Below are 17,056 nucleotides of genomic sequence, written 5' to 3' on the forward strand. Positions count from 1 at the left end.
CCCACCTCGCCGGAATTCGCCGCACCGCGTTAATGGCGCTGGATTCACCGCGCATTCTCACGTGGAAAGGGAGCCGCAGTCGTCGCCGAGACAGGCGAGGGTGGCGTCCCCTGTTCTGCCCCATTCCTGAATGTTCTCGTCGACAGTGAGCCTGACGCCTTCCAAGAGGATTCCCGTGGCGAACGCCCGGCAGGAGAGCGGCTGCCCGCCACCGTTCTGGAGCGCATATCCCACGGTGATGAACGCGTCGCCCAGGTAAGCCCAGGCTTGGAGGAGTTCCGTGAAAGCGGGATTGCCGTCGGCGTCGCTGCTGTGGATGACGAAGTGCCCCGCCTGCCCGTCCTCCTGGCCGACGACCTCGTAGTCGTACTCCGGCGACGCCGAGATGCTGCCCCTGAGCGTGGTCTGCCCGGTCCCGTCGGTGATGTCCAGCTCGATGCCGCCCGAGAACCCCGCCGTCAGCGTGCCCGCCTCTTTCCCGTCCTCGCCGAAGCCGGTGATGACAAATCCGGAGTCGCCGTCGGACGCCGTGCACCAGGCGATGCCGGTGGCGTCCTGGAATTGCCGGGGTGCGGGCACGACGATCAGCACATCGGCATTCTGCCCCATGGCGGCATTCCTTCCGGGCGGGCGACGCTGCGTGTCGATTCCTCCCCTCGCCCCATCCGCCGACACGTGGCGGCGACTAAAATGCGCGTTTCCTCATGTTCTCCCGAGGGCAAGCGGCCCTCTTGCGTTTTCCCGGCGCGCCGGGTCAGGCGGCCAGGTTCAGGGCGCGGGCCACCTCGCCCGTCGCCGTCCCCGTCCGCGTGGAGGTGTAGCCGTCCCGCAGGGAGGCGTCCGGGTCCTTGAGGCCGTCGCCGCTGAGGGTGATGACGATGCGCCGCCCCGCGGGCAGGTTGCCGCGCTCGTGCTGGTCGAGGAGGCCGGCGACGCCCGCGGCCGAGGCGGGTTCGGCGAAGACGCCGTCGTGGCGGGCGATCATGCGGTACGCGTCGAAGATCTGCTCGTCGGTCACCGCCGCGATCAGGCCGCCGGACTCGTCGCGGGCCGCGACGGCGCCGTCCCAGGTGGCCGGGTTGCCGACGCGGATGGCGCTGGCGGCCGTGGCGGGCTCGGCGACGGGCGTGCCCGTGACGAGGGGGGCGGCGCCGGCCGCCTGGAAGCCCCAGAGGTGCGGGGTGCGCGTGGCCGGGCCCTCGGCGGCGTAGGTCCGGTAGCCGTGCCAGGTGGCGGTGATGTTGCCGCCGTTGCCCACCGGCAGGCAGTGGATGTCGGGCGCGTCGCCGAGGGCGTCGACGATCTCGTACGCCACGGTCCGCTGCCCGGCGAGCCGCAGCTCGTTCCGTACGGAGTTGACCAGCGCGATGGGGTGGTGGGCGGCCAGTTCGCGGGCCACGCGCAGGCAGTCGTCGAAGGTGCCGTCGATCTCGACGATGCGCGCCCCGTACCGGACGGCCTGGCCGAGCTTGCCGAGCGCGATGGCGCCGCGCGGGATGAGGACGGCGGCGGCGAGCCCGGCGCGGGCGGCATAGGCGGCGGCCGAGGCGCTGGTGTTGCCGGTGGAGGCGCAGAGGACCAGCTCGGCGCCCGCCTGGGTGGCCCGGCTGACCGCGATGGTCATGCCGCGGTCCTTGAACGACCCCGTCGGGTTGGCGCCCTCGACCTTCAGCCACACGTCGCCGCCGGTCAGCGCCGACAGGTGCGCCGAGCGGAGCAGCGGCGTGTTGCCCTCGTGGAGGGAGACGGAGGGGGTGTCGTCGGTGACGGGCAGCCAGCGCCGGTACGCGCTGTCGATCAGACCATGCCAAGTGCTCATGGCCACGGACCATAACATTCGTTTCATGTGTTCGGTCAAATCGCAGAGGCTGTAACATGTGTCAACATGGAGTCCGATGCGCTGGCAGCCCGCCTCGGCGCGGTGTATCCCGAGCTTCCACCGGGCGAGCGGGCGATCGCCCGGGTGATCCTCGACGACTACCCGTTCGCGGCGCTCGGGTCGCTGCGTTCCCTCGCCGAGCGCGCCGGCGTGAGCCCGCCGACGGCCTCGCGGCTGGTCGGCCGGCTCGGGTTCGCCGGCTTCGCCGACTTTCAGGCTGCGGTACGTGAGGGCGCCCGCGACGCGGACCGGTCACGGTTGCGGGAGTTCGTCACCCGGCCGCCCGACACCGGCCAGGCGGCCGAGGACCTGCGGGCCGGCCTGGAGGGCACGCTGGCCGCGATGACCGGGCCGCTGCTGGACGCCGTAGCCACCCGGCTGGCCGAGGCCGGCGGGGTGTGGGCGCTGGGCGGGCCGCTGAGCGAGCTGGCCGCCGACTACCTGGTGCGCCAGCTCGCCGGTCTCCGTCCCGGGGCGCGCCGGGTGCCCGAGACGCCGCCTGCGCGCGCTCGGGCCCTGCTCGACCTGGGGCCGTCCGACGTGGTGGTCGCCTACGACTTCCGCCGCTACTCCCCCGACACGGCCAGGTTCGTCCGGGCCGCGCGAGGGCGCGGGGCGCGGCTGATCCTGGTGACCGACGCGTGGGAGTCACCGCTGGCCGACGAGGCCGAAGTGCTGGTACGGCTCCCCCGCGAGGCGGCCGGGCCGATCGCGCCCCTCACTCATGAGATCGCGGTCACGGAGCTCGTCCTCGTCGCCACGGCCTCCCGTCTCGACGCCTCCCAGCGGCTCGCCGACCTCGACGCCCTCACCCGCGACCTCTCCTCCGACCCCTGATGGGGCCTTTCCTCTCCGACCGCCCGTGACGACCCGACCCTCCGGCCGCTCGTGACGACCTGACCCTCCGATCTCGCGTGGGGCCTGGTGGTCCTTCGGCCGCGCATGAGTGCCTGGTCCTCCGACGCGCGGGCTCTCCCGATCTCCCCTGCGGCCGGCTCCTCCGGGAGCGCGCTCCGCGGACCGAGGGCGCGAGGGGTCTCAGGTGGCTGCGACGACCCGGGACTGCACCACCTTGCCGAGCTTGTCCAGCTCGATCAGCGTCGCCACCAGGTCGGTCCCGCCCCGGCCCGTCGGCATGCCCGCCCAGCTCACCGTGACGTAGTGGCCCATGGCGCGTACCGCGGCCCGGCTGTGGGCGGCGTCGAGGGACACCGCCGGACGGACGAACCCGTCCTTGGCCAACGCCGTCACCAGGGCGTCGGCGGCGCGGCCGTCGGCCAGGTTGAAGATGACGAACTGGCCCGCCACCCCCGCCGGCCCCTCGTACGTGGCCCGCAGAGCCTGCGTGCAGCCGGCGGGCGTGGCTCCCCACAGCGCGGCCTCGCAGTCGTCGAGCCGCTCGGCCGAGACGCGGCGCAGCGTGCCCAGCGTGGCGGTGCCGGCGGTGAACACCTCGTCGACCGTCAGCGGCTGGGAGTCGGCCTGGCGGGAGTCGATGACGGAGTACAGGGCGGAGGTGCGCTCGGTGCGGAGCGAGGCGGGCCGGGGCTCCTCGCCGCCGAGCCAGAACCACGCACCGGCGGCGGCCACCGCGAGCCCGGCGACGGCCGCCAGCGTGACGGTCAGACGGCGCGGCATCAGGACCGCGGTCCTGTGATCGTGACGACCCGCCGGTAGACGGCCTTCTCGGCGCCGCGCAGCGTCAGCGCGAGCGCCACGAAGTCGTCCCGGGCGGTCGGCTCCGACCCGTCGGTCTTGGCCAGCCACACCAGGCCGACGTAGTGGCCGAGCGCGTAGCCGGCGCCCTCGGAGTAGCCGCCCGGCGGGAACGCGGCCGTGCCCGCGGACAGCCTCTGGACCCAGCCGCCCCGGTAGCCGAGCTTCAGCGACTCCACGAGCTGCCCGGCGGCCTGGCCGTCGCGCACGTTGAGCAGGGTGTACTGGCCGAGGTAGCGGCCGTCGGAGCTGGTGTAGAAGCCGCGGGCGGCCTGGCTGCACCCGGCGTCGGCCACCTGGGCGCGCAGTTCCTCGCCCCACACCGCGGCCGAGCAGTCGGCGTCGATCCGCCGGGCGGCGAGCTTGAGCGAGAGCTTCTTGTCGCCGGTGAGGGTCTTCTGGGCGAAGACCTCCTTCTCGGTGAGCGGCTTGGCGTCCTTGGCCCGGTCGAGGACGGGCTCGAACAGCTTCGGCGAGGGCCAGGCGTGGTAGGTGGCGGGCAGCAGGGCGTCGCCGCCGACCGTGCCACCGGCCTCACGGTCAGGGCTGAAGCTGCCGAGCGAGGCGATGGCGAGGACGAGGCCGCAGGCGCCGGCGACGACGCCGATGACCGTGGCGACGATCACGATGATCTTCTGGCGGTTCGGTGCCAGCCCCAGGTCGGTGAGGACGGGGAACTGCCAGTCCGAACGCGGGGGACGGCGCCGCTTGCGCGGCGCCTGCCTGGTGGTGGTCACAGGCCGGACGCTCCGATCAGGTTGCCCAGGGCGAAGGTGAGCGCGGCGGCCAGGGCGCCCACGAAGAGCTGGCGCAGGCCGGAGAACCACCAGCTGCGGGCCGTCACCGTGGACACCAGGGCGCCGGCGGCGAACAGCGACGCGCAGGACACCACGGCCGACAGCACCAGGCTCGTGGCGCCGAGCAGGTAGGGCACGAGCGGCAGGAGCGCGCCGGCCGCGAACGACAGGAACGACGAGACGGCCGCCAGCCTGGGCGAGGGCAGGGAGTGGGGGTCGACGCCGAGCTCGTTCTGGGAGTGCACCTCCAGGGCGAGCTCGGGGTCGCGGGAGATCTGGGCGGCCACCTCGGCCGCTGTCTCGGGCAGGACGCCCTTGTCGACGAGGGCCTGGGCCAGCTCGGCCTGCTCGGCCTCGGGGTTGCGCTGCAGCTCGCGGCGCTCGACGGCGATCTCGGCCAGGGCCAGCTCGCGCTGGCTGGCCACCGACACGTACTCGCCGCCGGCCATGGAGAACGCGCCCGCCGCGAGGCCCGCGCCGCCGGCCAGCAGCACGACCCTGACATTGGAGGTGCCGCCGGCGACGCCGGCGATGAGCGCGAAGTTGGACACCAGCCCGTCCATCGCGCCGAACACCGACGGCCGCAGCCAGCCGCCGGTGACGTCGCGATGCTGGTGGTGGATCTCCGCGCGTCCGGTCATCGCGCGTGCTTCTCCTCTGCCGTGGCGTGCTCACCGGGCGCCCGCGCCGGCCCCTCCGCCTCGGGCTCGCCCTCCGCCTTCACGGTACTCTCCGGGCCTTCCCCGGGCTCCGCGGACCCCGCGGGTTCCGTGACCGGGTCGGCGCCCGGGTCGGCGGCGGACGCGCCGGGCTCCGTACGGGCCGCTTCGGAGGTCTCCTCGTCGTCGGCCTGGTCGGCCGGGTGGGCCGGGTCGGCGGCCTCCCCGTCGCCCTCCGCGAGGGGCTGGACCCCCGGCGGAACCACGTGCTCCACGGTGTCCTTGTTGCGCGTCGCGAAGAAGTAGACGAGCGCCCCGACGAACAGCGCGAGGGCGGTCCACTGGTTGATGCGCATCCCGAGGAACGTCACGGCGTGGTCCACGCCCCCCACGGGGTCGATGCGCAGCCCCTCGATCCAGAAGCGCCCCAGGGTGTAGCCCGCCACGTACAGCGCGAACAGCCGCCCGTGGCGCAGCGTGAACCTGCTGCCCGCGAACAGCAGCAGGAATCCGAGAGCCACGTCCCACAGCGACTCGTACAGGAACGTCGGGTGGTAGAGCACCCCCGGCTCCCCGAGGTGCTGCTCGTCGATCTCCAGGCCCCACGGCAGCGTGGTGGGGCTGCCGTACAGCTCCTGGTTGAACCAGTTGCCCCAGCGCCCGATGGCCTGGGCGAACGCGATGCCCGGGGCGACCGTGTCGGCCACGGCGCTCAGCGACAGGCCACGGCGGCGGCACGCGATCCACACGCCCACGCCGCCCAGGGCGACCGCGCCCCAGATGCCGAGGCCGCCCTCCCAGATGAACAGCGCCTTGTAGGCCGGTTTGATGGCCCGCGGGCCGAAGTACATCTGCCAGTCGGTGATGACGTGGTAGAGCCGGCCGCCGATGAGGCCGAAGATCACCGCGGGCACGGCGATGTCGATGATCGTGCCTTTCTGGCCGCCGCGGGCGCGCCAGCGGCGCTCGCTCAGCCAGACGGCGAAGATCACGCCTGCGACGATGCACAGGGCGTAAGCCCGGATCGGGATGAATCCGAGGTACCAGACCCCCTGGGAAGGGCTGGGAATCGAGGCAAGGGGCATGTCGGTGAGGGTAGCGGACGTGAGGCTACTTGGCCGCCTTCGTGACCTGATCGCGCAGCTGCTGAGGCGCGAAGGCGACATTGTTCTCGAGGGCCACGCCGTTGAGCTTCACGGTGGGCGTGCCGTCGATCTTCTGCGCCTTGATGACCTGGTCACTGTAGGAGAGCTGGGCCTGGGCGTGCTTCTGCGAGGTGACGCACTGCTCGAAGTCGGGCGCGGTGACGCCGGCCTCCTTGCCCCAGCTGACGAGCTCGCCGGTCTTGAAGCCCTCGACGCTCTCGGACGGCTGGTTCTTGTAGAGGAGGTCGTGGTAGGCCAGCCAGTGCCGGCCGTCGGCCACGCACCGGGCGGCGGCGCCGGCCCGCAGCGAGTTGCCGCGAGTGGGCTCCTGCTGGAAGATCGAGATCGGGTGGTAGACGACCTTGGCCTTGCCCTCGGCGGCGAGGTTCTTGAACGTCTGCCCGCTGACGGACTCCAGCTGCTTGCACGCGGGGCACTGGAAGTCCTCGTAGACGTCCAGGACGGGCTTCTCCACGCCGGCCCTGGCCATCACCACCGAGCCGTCGGACTGCACGGTGACCGGCGCCTGGTCGCCGCTGGCCGCCTCCTCCGACTGCGACTTGCTCGCCGCGTAGAGCCAGCCGGCCCCGATGGCGGCCACCGCGACGACGCCCACGGTCGCGTAGGTCACGATGCGCTTGCGCTGCTCGCGTACGCGCTCGGCGGCCTGCTGCTGCTTGATCTTCTCGCGTGCGGTCTTCATCCGCTCCCCCTTGCTCATGCCCGTGCCCCCTGATCGTGATCGTCGTCGCCGTCGTCGTCGGAGCCGCCCCTGCCCGTGTCGCCGGCCAGGCCGAGCGCCGAGTCGAGCGCGAAGGCGCCCGGCGCGAAGCGGACGGTCCAGACGCCCAGCAGCACGAGGCCGAAGTCGCGCAGGATGTCGAGCAGGTAGGACGGCTCCTGCCCGGCGCCCAGTTCGCCGCCGCCGCCGAAGCAGCCGCAGTCGATGCGCAGGCCGTGGGCCCACGCCCAGCCGATGCCGAAGACGAAGGCCAGCATCAGCAGCGCGGCGATCACCCCGGCGACCTTCGTCATCAGGCCGACCACCAGCAGCACGCCGACCACGATCTCGATGATCGGCAGGCCGTAGCCCACGGTCGTGGCGACCGAGTCGGGCAGCAGCTGGTACGCCTTGACCGCCACGACACTGTCGGACGGGTTGCCGATCTTGAGCCAGCCGGCCGCGATCAGCACCCCGCCCAGCACGAGCCGGGCGACGGTCGTCACCAAGGGTATCGCTGTTCTCGCGGGCAGTGACGCAGACGACGCGATCACGGGCCTTCTCCTTGTCTCCGCGCTGGGATGCGCACAGTTACCCGGAGACCATCCGATCACGGGGTCGATAAGCGTCGGTTAAGGCGGGAAAGGCGGCCCCGCCTGGTGATTCACGACCTCCCGGGCGAGATCCAGGCTAGCAGCGGAAACGCGCGCCTCCCCAGTCGGCGTGGTCGTTTCCCACGCCGTCTCCGCCGTCGTCCACGACAAGCTCGACATAACGGGCGCCGCCGATGTCCGCCGTCAGCTCGTACGGCGCGTCGGCCGCCCGCAGGACCCCGCTGGCCGCCTTGGCCACGCCGTCGGCCAGCACCGTGAACCGGACGGAGCCCCGGGCGCCCTGCGAGTCGTCCACGCCGACGAAGGCGGTGAACGCCGTGCAGGAGCCGCCGAGGAAGTAGCGGATCCGGGCGGGCGCGTGCGTGCCGAGGCCCTTGGCGTACACCTGGCCGCCGATCGTGAGGGGCGTGCCGTCGCCGGGCGCCGAGTCGCCGTTGGACCGGTCACGCTCGGCCGGTCCCCAGCCGTTGGCGGCGCTCACCCAGTCGAGGTCACTGGCCCAGGCGTCGCCGGAGGGCGGCGGTGGGAGGGTGCGCACGGAGGCCGCCGCCGCGACCGTCCTGGGGCTTCCGGCGGCGGTGTAGGAGGCGGTCGCGCCGATCTCGTAGGCGCCGTACGGCGCGCCGGCCGGCGCTGTCACCTTCCAGGCGGTCTCCAGGGTCCCGCCAGGCTCGACCGTGGCCGGGCCGCCGCCTCCTGTGACGGTCCACCCGTCCGGTACGGCCGGCGTCACGCGGACGTCCGCGGCGGGCACGTCCTCGCGGTTGACGAACCTGACGGTCACGTCGCCCGCCACCCCCTGTTCGAACACCTCCGACGCGGGCGTGACCGTCAGCGACGCGCACGCCTGGGCCTCGGGCGACTCCCCCAGGTCCCGGACCGCGAAGTCGTCCAGGACGAGGTCCGCGCCCTCCTGCTCGGCCTGGAGGGAGCGCAGCCCCACCCACACGTCCCCGCAGCCCGCGACGACCCGCTCGGCGAACCGGGCGGTCGCCCGCCGCTCCGGCAGCGGCGTGCTCCGGGTCTCGACGGTGTCGCCGCCCTTGTCGTAGCCGGTCACCCAGGCGTACGCGCCGGCCAGGGCGCTCTGGTACCGGAACGACACCTCGTAGGCGTGCCCCGGCTCGAACCGGGCCGTCCACGGGACCGTGCGGTAGACCAGGCCGCGCCGCTCCTCGTGCGCCTTGAGCGAGAACCGGCCGCCGATGACGTCGTCGACGGCCTTGCCGTTCCAGCCCGCCTGCGTGTACGGCTCGTGCCGCTCGGCCAGATGGGTGCGCGCGTCGAACGCCCCTCCGGCGTCGCCCTTGACGAACGGCCCCCACCCCGGCTCCGGCGACTCGAACGCCCCCACGGTCTCCGGGGCGGCGGTCCGCATGAGCCGCACGTCGTCCACGCGCACCCGCCCCGGCCCGCCGGCGGCGGCGATCCGGAACGTCACCGTGGAGCCCCGCGGCGTGAACCGGACGGGCACGCGCTGGAAGAACGTGTCGTGCTTCTCGTCTGAGGCGATGTAGTTCCTGGCCGTGGAGCGGTTGAGGGTCACGCTCTCGCGCAGTCCGGGCGCGCTCACCTCCAGCGTGGTCTCGCGGGCGTGGCCGGGCTCGACCTCGACGGCGGCCGACACGGTGTACGGGCGGCCGGGCCGCAGCCCCGTCAGCCGCTGTTCGAGGCTCGCCGGGGCGCCGTCGCCGAGCCGGGCGACGCGGTGGCCGAGCGCGTTCGTCTCGACGTCCACGGAGCCGGTGGCCGTCCAGCCGCGGAGCCGGTCGTCGTTGAAGCCGGGGTCGCGCACCCCGCTCCCCTCGCCCCACCGCGGGTCGGGGAGGGCGGGTCCGGCGCCGGGGTGCAGCACGTACGGCACGCCGGCCTCGGCGCGCAGCGTGATCCGGCCGTCCACGGGGGTGACGACGCCGGCCCGCACCCGTCCCTGGCCGGTGAGCCGGTAGACGGTCAGCGGCCGGTCGGCGTCCCAGGTGGTCTCGCCTCCGTCGGCGTTGTAGTGGTAGAGGCGGCCGTCCCACGGCAGCAGGTACGCGCGGCCGTCGAGCACCTTGTGGTCGCCGGCGTACAGACGCCGCGTGCCTCCGGAGGAGGTGCCGCGCACGCCGCCGGAGAAGACGATCTCGTCGGCGTTCCAGTCGAGGATCCGGTGGCGCTGAAGGAACTTGGCGGGCAGGTTGTGCTCCCAGATGTTGCGGAGGAACGCGGTGTAGTCGTTCTCCGCGGTCCAGCCCTCGAACTCGACGATCCGGGCGTTGCCCAGGATGGGGTGGGCGTTCCAGACGTCCTTCTCGCCGTTGCGGATGAACCGGATGATCTGCGAGTTGAGCCCCTTGTTGGTGACGCCGCCGTAGTTGAGGTCGTTCGCCCAGTGCGCCCACAGCGAGGTGCGTTCGAGCTTGTCCGACCATTCGGTGGCGACCTGGAAGCCCTGCGCGCCCAGCTCGCGCCCGGTGCGGTCGGCGACCCAGCCGAACGGCCGGAACACGTCCACGTACAGCAGCGCGAGGTTGGGGTCGGTCTCCTCGCGCAGCCGCCTGAGCCGCGCGGCGAGCGTGCCGCGGGTGAGGTCGCCGCGCTGGTCGATCAGGTACGCCTGGTCGAGCCAGTCCCAGCCCTTGGCCTTGGGGTCGGCGAGCCGCTCGCTGAAGGCGTGCGCCTCGGGATAGGCCTCGGTGGCGTTGACGTGGGCGCCGAACGTGGCGTTCCACCGCCGGCCCGCCTTCAGCAGCGTGTTGAGGTCGGCCAGGCCGCCGGCGCGCTCGTTGTGGTGGCCGCCGTAGTCGGGGTGGGCCGAGTCGTGGCCCTCCGACTGGTAGCCCTTGAGGATGGCGAGCTGGCCCAGGCCGTCGGTGGCCAGCGAGACGCGCTTGACGTCGTCCAGGGTGCGCAGGAACGGGTGGGTGGCCTGGCTGGAGAAGTTGAACGGGATGTGGGTGACGACGCGGTCCTTGGTGGCGTCCGCGCCGGGCGCCCTGACGCCGATCTCGTGGAAGGCGAGCGCGCCGTCCTGCCAGTCGAGGGTGCCGTCGCCGTTGGCGTCGGGGGTGACGACGACCTTGGCCCAGGGGCGCTCCTCGGTGAACGGGGAGCCGGTGGCCCGGTGGGTCCACTGGCCGCTCCACACGCCCACCCTGACCGTTCCGCCGGCGTCCTTCCTGGCCTGGTGCCAGAAGCGGGCGGCGTCCTTGTCGGTGGGGCCGGCCGGGCGGTCGTAGCTGGAGTTGGACTCGACGGCGGCGGCCAGCCGGGCGGTGTTCACGATCGCGTACGTGGCCCCGACGGGCGCGGCGTCGGCCGGCGTCTCCCCGGTGACGGCGGCGAACACGTCGGCCGTGCGGGTGGAGTTGGGGTCGAGCCGGGTGAACGCGGTGGCCGCGCCGGGCTCGTCGCTCGCCACGGAGACGAGGTCGTGGCCGGGCAGGTCGATCGTGTTGACGCGGAAGGCGGTGGTGTCGGCGACCTCGTCCACGGCGAACGTCGTCACCCGGCCCCGCACGCGGACGCTCGCCTCCAGGCTCACGCCGGGCAGGGCGGGGAAGGCGAGGCGGTAGCGGGCGCTCGCGGCGTCGCGGCCGGCCTGCCGGACGGTGACCTCGTACGGCCGCTCGTTCAGGACGACGGCGGGGACGGCGGTGCTGCCGCCGAGCGTGGCCCCGGTGGCGCGGTCGGTGTAGCGCAGGATCCGGGGGAAGGCGGGGTCGAGGTCGACCGTGAGCCGGTCGGAGGAGATCGTGAGGGGCTCGGCCACGGTGGCGGGCTCGGGGGTGACGGCCTGCGCGGTGGGCGTGGGGGCGGGGGTGCCCGTGGGCTCGGGGTCGGGCGAGGCCAGGTCGTAGGGCGGCGGCGTGGGGGTGGGCGCGGGAGGCCCGGCCGCTGCCGGGGAGGCGGGGGCGAACGGGGTGAGGAGGGATAACGCGAGGGCGGCTGCGAGCGCGGCGGGACGGCGCATATGTGTCCTTCGTCGGGGACTCTCGCCGCGATACTGACATCTCGCAACACGGATGCGTCAAGACGCATCCCAACCGGCATGGAACGGACACGCGCCCGGGCTCCACGCGGGAACCCGGGCGCGTCGTCACCCCTGGAAGAACATGAGCCCTGAAAGCCCGGAAAGGCGTCAGGCCGGAACGGGTGTCGGCGCTGGAGGACGCTCAGCCGCGGGAGCGGGCGCCCTGCGCCATCTCGCGGGCCAGTTCGGCGATCGAGGCGCGGCCCGCGGCCTCGTCCGGCGCGTCGAGCATGCGGCGGATGAACGCCGATCCCACGATGACGCCGTCGGCGTAGGCGGCCACCTCGGCGGCCTGCGCGCCGGTGCCGACGCCGAGCCCCACGCACACGGGCAGGTCGGTGTGCGCGCGCGTGCGCTTGACCAGGCCCTCCGCGGCGACGTTGACCGACTCCCTGGCCCCCGTGACGCCCATGAGCGACGCGGCGTACACGAACCCGGTGCAGCAGTCGGCGACCGCCTGGATGCGCTCCTCGGTGGAGCTGGGCGCCACGAGGAACACCGTGTCGATGCCGGCGTCGGCCGACGCCTCGCGCCAGGTCGCCGACTCCTCGGGCGTCAGGTCGGGCGTGATCGTGCCGACGCCGCCCGCGTTGGCCAGGTCGCGGGCGAAGCGCTCGGCGCCGTAGCGGTCGATCGGGTTCCAGTACGTCATGACGAGCGTCGCCGCGCCGGTGGCGGCCACGCCCTCGACGGTGCGCATGACGTCGGCGATGCGGGTGCCGTTGATCAGCGACCGGTGGACGGCGTCCTGGATGGTCGGGCCGTCCATGAGCGGGTCGGAGTAGGGCAGGCCGATCTCGATGACGTCGCAGCCGGCCTCGACGAGGGCGGCGGCGGCGGCGATGGCGCCGTCCTTGGACGGGAAGCCCGCGGGAAGGTAGCCGACCAGCGCGGCCCGGTTGTCCGCCTTCGCCTTGGCGAACACCGTCTGAAGAGTAGTCATGATCGTCCGTTCTCGGTGGTCGGTGGCCTCTTCGCCGCCGCCCTTCCCATCATGCCGTCGTCGGGCCCGGCGTCCCTCATCGGATTGCGGTCACCGGGCACGCCGCCGACGCGTGCGCCCGGGCCGGGGCCGTGCCGCTCGTCCGCCGCTCGCCGGGCCGTCACGCGGTCCCCGGCGAGGGAGGGCCTGAGTGTCAGAGGTTGAAGTACTTCATCGCCGTGCCCATGTCCTTGTCGCCGCGACCGGACAGGTTGACCAGGATGGTCGCCTCGGGTCCGAGCTCGCGGCCGAGCTCCAGCGCGCCGGCGAGCGCGTGGGACGACTCGATGGCCGGGATGATGCCCTCGGTCCTGGACAGCAGCGAGAAGGCGGCCATCGCCTGGTCGTCGGTGACGCCGTGGTAGGTGGCGCGGCCGGTGTCCTTCAGCCAGGCGTGCTCGGGGCCGACGCCCGGGTAGTCGAGGCCGGCCGAGATCGAGTGGGACTCGATGGTCTGGCCCTCGTCGTCCTGCAGCACGTAGGTGCGCGAGCCGTGCAGCACGCCGACGGAGCCGGCGGTGAGGGTGAGCGCGTGCTCGCCGCTCTCCAGGCCGTGACCGGCGGCCTCGTAGCCGTGGAGCTGGACGTCGCGGTCGTCGATGAAGGCGTGGAAGACGCCGATCGCGTTGCTGCCGCCGCCGACGGCGGCGCAGACCGCGTCGGGCAGCCGGCCGGTCAGCTCCAGCATCTGGCGGCGCGCCTCGACGCCGATGATCCGCGCGAAGTCGCGCACGATCTCGGGGAACGGGTGCGGCCCGGCCACGGTGCCGAACAGGTAGTGGGTGGTGTCGACGTTGGTCACCCAGTCGCGGAACGCCTCGTTGATCGCGTCCTTCAGCGTGCGCGAGCCGTTGTGGACGGGCACCACGGTGGCGCCGAGCAGCTTCATGCGGGCCACGTTGAGCGCCTGGCGCTCGCAGTCGACGGCGCCCATGTAGATGACGCACTCGAGGCCGAGCAGGGCCGCCGCGGTGGCCGTGGCGACGCCGTGCTGGCCGGCGCCGGTCTCGGCGATGACGCGCTTCTTGCCGAGCCGCTTGGTCAGCAGCGCCTGCCCGATCACATTGTTGATCTTGTGGGCGCCGGTGTGCGTGAGGTCCTCGCGCTTGAGGACGATGCGCGCGCCGCCGGCCTGCTCGGCGAAGCGCGGCACCTCGGTCAGCGTGGTGGGCCGCCCCGCGTACGTGCGCAGCAGGTGGTCGAACTCGCGCAGGAACTGCTCGTCGTTCTTGGCCTTCTCGTAGACCGAGGCGACCTCGTCGAGCGCCGGGATCAGCGCCTCCGGCACGTAGCGCCCGCCGAAGACGCCGAACTTGCCGTGCCTGTCGGGGTCGTCGCCGTGGACGCCGTTGCCGGCCAGGTCGGCGGCGGTCAGGATGGAGCCGTCGTGTGTCACTGCTGTCCCTCTGCTCCGTGGTCGGGGCGCGTGGCCGGGTGGGCGCCGGCGGTCACCAGCGCCTCGACCGCCTTGCGCGGGTCCTTGCCGGTGACCAGGCTCTCGCCCACCAGCACCGCGTCGGCCCCGGCGCGCGCGTAGGCGAGCAGGTCGTGCGGCCCGCGGACGCCCGACTCCGCGATCTTGATGACATTATCCGGGATCTTCGGCGCGATCTTGGCGAAGACATCCCGGTCGACCTCGAGTGTCTTCAGGTTGCGCGCGTTGACCCCGATGACGCGGGCGCCCGCCGCGAGGGCCCGGTCGAGCTCCTCCTCGGTGTGCACCTCGACCAGCGGGGTGAGCCCGATGGAGGTGGCCCGCTCGATCAGCGAGACCAGCGCCTCCTGCTCCAGGCAGACGACCATGAGCAGCGCCAGGTCGGCGCCGTGGGCGCGGGCCTCCCACAGCTGGTAGGAGGTGAGGACGAAGTCCTTGCGCAGGATGGGGATGTCGACCCGGGCGCGGACCGAGGCGAGGTCGTCGAGGCTGCCGCCGAACTTGCGGCGCTCGGTGAGCACGCTGATGACGTGGGCGCCGCCCTCCTCGTAGTCGGCGGCCAGCGCAGCGGGATCGGCGATCGCGGCGAGGGCGCCCTTGGAGGGGCTGGAGCGCTTGACCTCGGCGATCACCGAGACCCGGTCGCCGCCCAGCGCCGCGAGCGCGTCGCGGGGGGCGGGAGCCCGCTCGGCCCGCCGCTTGAGCTCGTCGAGCGACACGGCCTGCTGGCGTGCGGCGAGGTCGGCACGCACCCCGTCGAGGATGTCGTCGAGGACGCTCGGTCCTTCGGTCCGCTCACTCACGCGCTTGGGATCCCTCCGGTCGGCAGTAGGGGACGGCAGGAAGTTCGCGTGGCGTCCGCTCCCGGCCTGTCTCTGCGATGGTATCGGCCCCGGCGGCGTCGCTCCGCCACCGGCCCCGGCTACGGCGCGAGGAACGCCCCGAAGGGCAGGTTCCGGACCACCCAGTACACGAGGACCACGGCGAGGAACGCCCACAGCCACGCGGGGTGGGCCAGGTCCGTGCGGCGCGGCCGGCCCTGCCAGGCGCGCACCAGCCAGCGTCCCCACCAGAACAGCAGGAACGGGATCATCGCCACGGCGAGCGGGTTGAGCCCCAGCGCGGCGGCCGGGTCGAGGTGGGCCAGCGCGTGGATGGTGCGCAGCGTGCCGCAGCCCGGGCAGTACAGGCCGGTGGCCCACAGGAACGGGCACGTCGGGTAGTGCCCCGGCTCGTTGGGGTTGATGGTGCCCACCACGGCGAAGACCACGCCCGTGGCGGCGGCGACGCCGAGTGGCGCGAGCACCGACCGCAGCCGGTCGGAGCCGCGCCACTCGATGTTCGCCATACCCATCAGTATGTGCTGCTGGGCGCGTTCGCGGCCACGAGCACGAAGAGCACCACGTACCCGATGATCACGAGGACCCACCAGATGATGCCGACGATCAGCGAACGCTTCCACCAGGTCTTGGCCTCCTCCGACGCCTGCACCGCGCCCTGGTAGTCGCCGACCTGCCACTTGGAGTTGACCTGCGACGACTTCACGATCGAGACGATGCCCAGGGGAAGGCAGCAGAACAGCGTCGTCAGGATCGCGGCGACCAGGTGGTTGTCCGGCGGGGTCTGCGGGGCGCCGTAGCCGCCGGGCTGGCCGTAGCCGCCACCGCTCGGGGGCTGCTGGCCGTAACCGCCGCCGTAGCCACCGCCGCTCGGCGGCTGCTGGCCGTAGCCGCCGCCACCGCTCGGCGGCTGCTGGCCGTAACCGCCGCCCGGAGGCTGGGCGCCGTAGCCGCCGTCGCCCTGGTTCCCGTAGCTCATGCTGTGACTCCTCATGTGTCCATCTCTGGCGAGTTGCGCGCGGCAGCCTAGCGAGAAACCACCTGGGACGTGGAAGTACGTCCACTTTGCGGACAATTTGTGATCAGACCGGAAGTCTCCGTGACCAACCGGAGGCTTCACCGGACGCCGCCGACGCGGTCAGGACGCCGCCCCTGGCACGGGTTCCTCAGTACCCGCTGGACGTGGTGGCGGCCGTGGTGACGCCGATGAGCGCCAGCCACATGCCGCCGAAGAACAGCCACAGGACCAGCCAGAGCACGATCGTGATGTAGGAGGTGACCAGGCCGCCCATGGCCATGCCCTGCCCCTCCTCGCCGGTCCGCTTGATGCGGCTGAGCGCCATGTGGCCGACGATCGCGCCCGGGATGCTGGTCAGGCCGCAGAAGACCAGGCCGACGATGCCGAGGACGAGCGAGGTGACCGCCAGGCCGTTGGTGCTGCGCGGCTGCGCGGGGCCGTACGCGCCGTAGGGGGCCTGCCCGTACGCCTGGCCGTAGCCCTGCTGGCCGTACGCCTGCTGGTCGTAGCCGGGCTGGCTGTAGCCCTGCTGGCCGTACCCCTGCGGACCCGAGCCCGGCTGCCCGTATCCCGGCTGCCCGTACCCCTGCGGCCCCGAGCCCTGCTGACCGTAGCCGCCGCTCCCCGGCTGGCCCCCGTAGCCCCCGCCGCCGGGCTGGCCGCCGTAACCGCCGCTGCCGGGCTGGCCGGAGTATCCGTCGCCGTAGCCGCCGGCGGGCTGGCCGTAGCCCTGGCCACCGCTCGGAGGCTGGCCGTAGCCGCCGTTGGGCGACTGCTGCCCGTGGCCGCCACCGGTCGGCGGCTGCTGGCCGTACCCTCCCCCAGGCGGCTGCGCGCCGTAGCCGCCGCTCCCGCTCTGGTCCCCGTACCCCATGTCGATCCTCCGTCGTCGTGGCCCGTTGCAGGGGCAGCTTATTGACAAAAGGAACAGCGGTCCGGGCGCCCGGGACACCGAGGACGAGTTGTAACCTCCACGCGACAGCCGCGACCAGGACAGACGCCCCAGGGCGGACCGTTCCACTACGAAACCCCCGCCCACGCGGGGGACGCGGGCCAGCGTCTCAGGTGGGGTCGTCGCCCCGGTCGAGGGCGTCCCACAGGGCGCGGTCGTCGGAGGCGGCGGGCCGCCCCTCCGCCGGGGCGCGCTCGTAGCGGTCGGACATGCCCGCCCAGCGCGGGCCGCGCACGGCGGCCATGACCCCGCCCGCGACCATCAGCGCCGCGCCGAGCCCGGAC

17 protein-coding genes are annotated in these 17,056 nt (G+C 73.1%); 1 reads left to right on the forward strand and 16 read right to left on the reverse strand.

Going from position 1 to position 17,056, the window contains the following annotated elements; genetic code table 11:
- Positions 1-57 precede the first annotated feature (57 nt).
- Together AB0H81_RS23735 and thrC are read right to left on the reverse strand one after the other, a co-directional pair.
- Positions 58-609: a hypothetical protein gene (locus AB0H81_RS23735; protein ID WP_358378341.1), complete on the reverse strand. Its 552-nt coding sequence runs from the start codon at positions 607-609 to the stop codon at positions 58-60.
- Between the two features lie 145 nt (positions 610-754).
- Entirely contained in the window at positions 755-1,819 is a 1,065-nt protein-coding gene (gene thrC, locus AB0H81_RS23740) for a threonine synthase (RefSeq protein WP_358378344.1), read from the reverse strand.
- A gap of 66 nt (positions 1,820-1,885) precedes the next feature.
- Here thrC and AB0H81_RS23745 point away from each other — a divergent pair, with 66 nt between their 5' ends.
- Complete coding sequence (locus AB0H81_RS23745; RefSeq protein WP_358378346.1) at positions 1,886-2,716, forward strand: MurR/RpiR family transcriptional regulator; 831 nt, start codon at positions 1,886-1,888, stop codon at positions 2,714-2,716.
- 201 nt (positions 2,717-2,917) lie between these two features.
- Here AB0H81_RS23745 and AB0H81_RS23750 read toward each other — a convergent pair whose 3' ends face one another.
- The 14 genes from AB0H81_RS23750 to AB0H81_RS23815 all read right to left on the reverse strand — a co-directional run bounded on the left by AB0H81_RS23750 (position 2,918) and on the right by AB0H81_RS23815 (position 17,037).
- Positions 2,918-3,517: a hypothetical protein gene (locus tag AB0H81_RS23750; protein ID WP_358378349.1), complete on the reverse strand. Its 600-nt coding sequence runs from the start codon at positions 3,515-3,517 to the stop codon at positions 2,918-2,920.
- Positions 3,517-4,332, reverse strand: a complete 816-nt coding sequence (locus tag AB0H81_RS23755; RefSeq protein WP_358378353.1) for a hypothetical protein — start codon at positions 4,330-4,332, stop codon at positions 3,517-3,519. The genes AB0H81_RS23750 and AB0H81_RS23755 overlap by 1 nt, the downstream gene beginning before the upstream one ends.
- On the reverse strand, positions 4,329-5,033 hold the full coding sequence (locus AB0H81_RS23760; protein WP_358378356.1) for a VIT1/CCC1 transporter family protein: 705 nt from the start codon (positions 5,031-5,033) through the stop codon (positions 4,329-4,331). The genes AB0H81_RS23755 and AB0H81_RS23760 overlap by 4 nt, the downstream gene beginning before the upstream one ends.
- A complete protein-coding gene (lgt, locus tag AB0H81_RS23765) occupies positions 5,030-6,136 on the reverse strand; it encodes a prolipoprotein diacylglyceryl transferase (RefSeq protein ID WP_358378359.1) in 1,107 nt (368 codons plus the stop codon). Before lgt ends, AB0H81_RS23760 begins: the two co-directional genes overlap by 4 nt.
- Before the next feature lie 25 nt (positions 6,137-6,161).
- Complete coding sequence (locus tag AB0H81_RS23770) at positions 6,162-6,899, reverse strand: thioredoxin domain-containing protein (protein WP_358378361.1); 738 nt, start codon at positions 6,897-6,899, stop codon at positions 6,162-6,164.
- A gap of 14 nt (positions 6,900-6,913) precedes the next feature.
- Positions 6,914-7,471, reverse strand: a complete 558-nt coding sequence (locus tag AB0H81_RS23775; protein ID WP_358378363.1) for a MauE/DoxX family redox-associated membrane protein — start codon at positions 7,469-7,471, stop codon at positions 6,914-6,916.
- A 136-nt stretch (positions 7,472-7,607) separates the two neighbouring features.
- Positions 7,608-11,486, reverse strand: coding sequence for an endo-alpha-N-acetylgalactosaminidase family protein (locus AB0H81_RS23780; RefSeq protein ID WP_358378366.1), 3,879 nt, complete (start codon positions 11,484-11,486; stop codon positions 7,608-7,610).
- Positions 11,487-11,688: 202 nt separating this feature from the next.
- The gene (trpA, locus tag AB0H81_RS23785) at positions 11,689-12,489 is read right to left on the reverse strand and encodes a tryptophan synthase subunit alpha (RefSeq protein ID WP_358378368.1); all 801 of its coding nucleotides are present in this window, start codon (positions 12,487-12,489) and stop codon (positions 11,689-11,691) included.
- Between the two features lie 193 nt (positions 12,490-12,682).
- Complete coding sequence (gene trpB, locus AB0H81_RS23790) at positions 12,683-13,888, reverse strand: tryptophan synthase subunit beta (protein WP_358378385.1); 1,206 nt, start codon at positions 13,886-13,888, stop codon at positions 12,683-12,685.
- A 32-nt stretch (positions 13,889-13,920) separates the two neighbouring features.
- On the reverse strand, positions 13,921-14,766 hold the full coding sequence (gene trpC, locus AB0H81_RS23795) for an indole-3-glycerol phosphate synthase TrpC (protein WP_358378371.1): 846 nt from the start codon (positions 14,764-14,766) through the stop codon (positions 13,921-13,923).
- 119 nt (positions 14,767-14,885) lie between these two features.
- Complete coding sequence (locus AB0H81_RS23800; RefSeq protein ID WP_358378374.1) at positions 14,886-15,311, reverse strand: DUF2752 domain-containing protein; 426 nt, start codon at positions 15,309-15,311, stop codon at positions 14,886-14,888.
- A 5-nt stretch (positions 15,312-15,316) separates the two neighbouring features.
- Entirely contained in the window at positions 15,317-15,781 is a 465-nt protein-coding gene (locus AB0H81_RS23805) for a CD225/dispanin family protein (protein ID WP_358378377.1), read from the reverse strand.
- Between the two features lie 187 nt (positions 15,782-15,968).
- Complete coding sequence (locus AB0H81_RS23810; protein ID WP_358378379.1) at positions 15,969-16,694, reverse strand: DUF4190 domain-containing protein; 726 nt, start codon at positions 16,692-16,694, stop codon at positions 15,969-15,971.
- A gap of 187 nt (positions 16,695-16,881) precedes the next feature.
- Positions 16,882-17,037: a Trp biosynthesis-associated membrane protein gene (locus AB0H81_RS23815; RefSeq protein ID WP_358378388.1), complete on the reverse strand. Its 156-nt coding sequence runs from the start codon at positions 17,035-17,037 to the stop codon at positions 16,882-16,884.
- Positions 17,038-17,056 lie beyond the last annotated feature (19 nt).

This window comes from Nonomuraea sp. NPDC050691, assembly GCF_040654455.1.
Taxonomy (GTDB): Bacteria; Actinomycetota; Actinomycetes; order Streptosporangiales; family Streptosporangiaceae; genus Nonomuraea.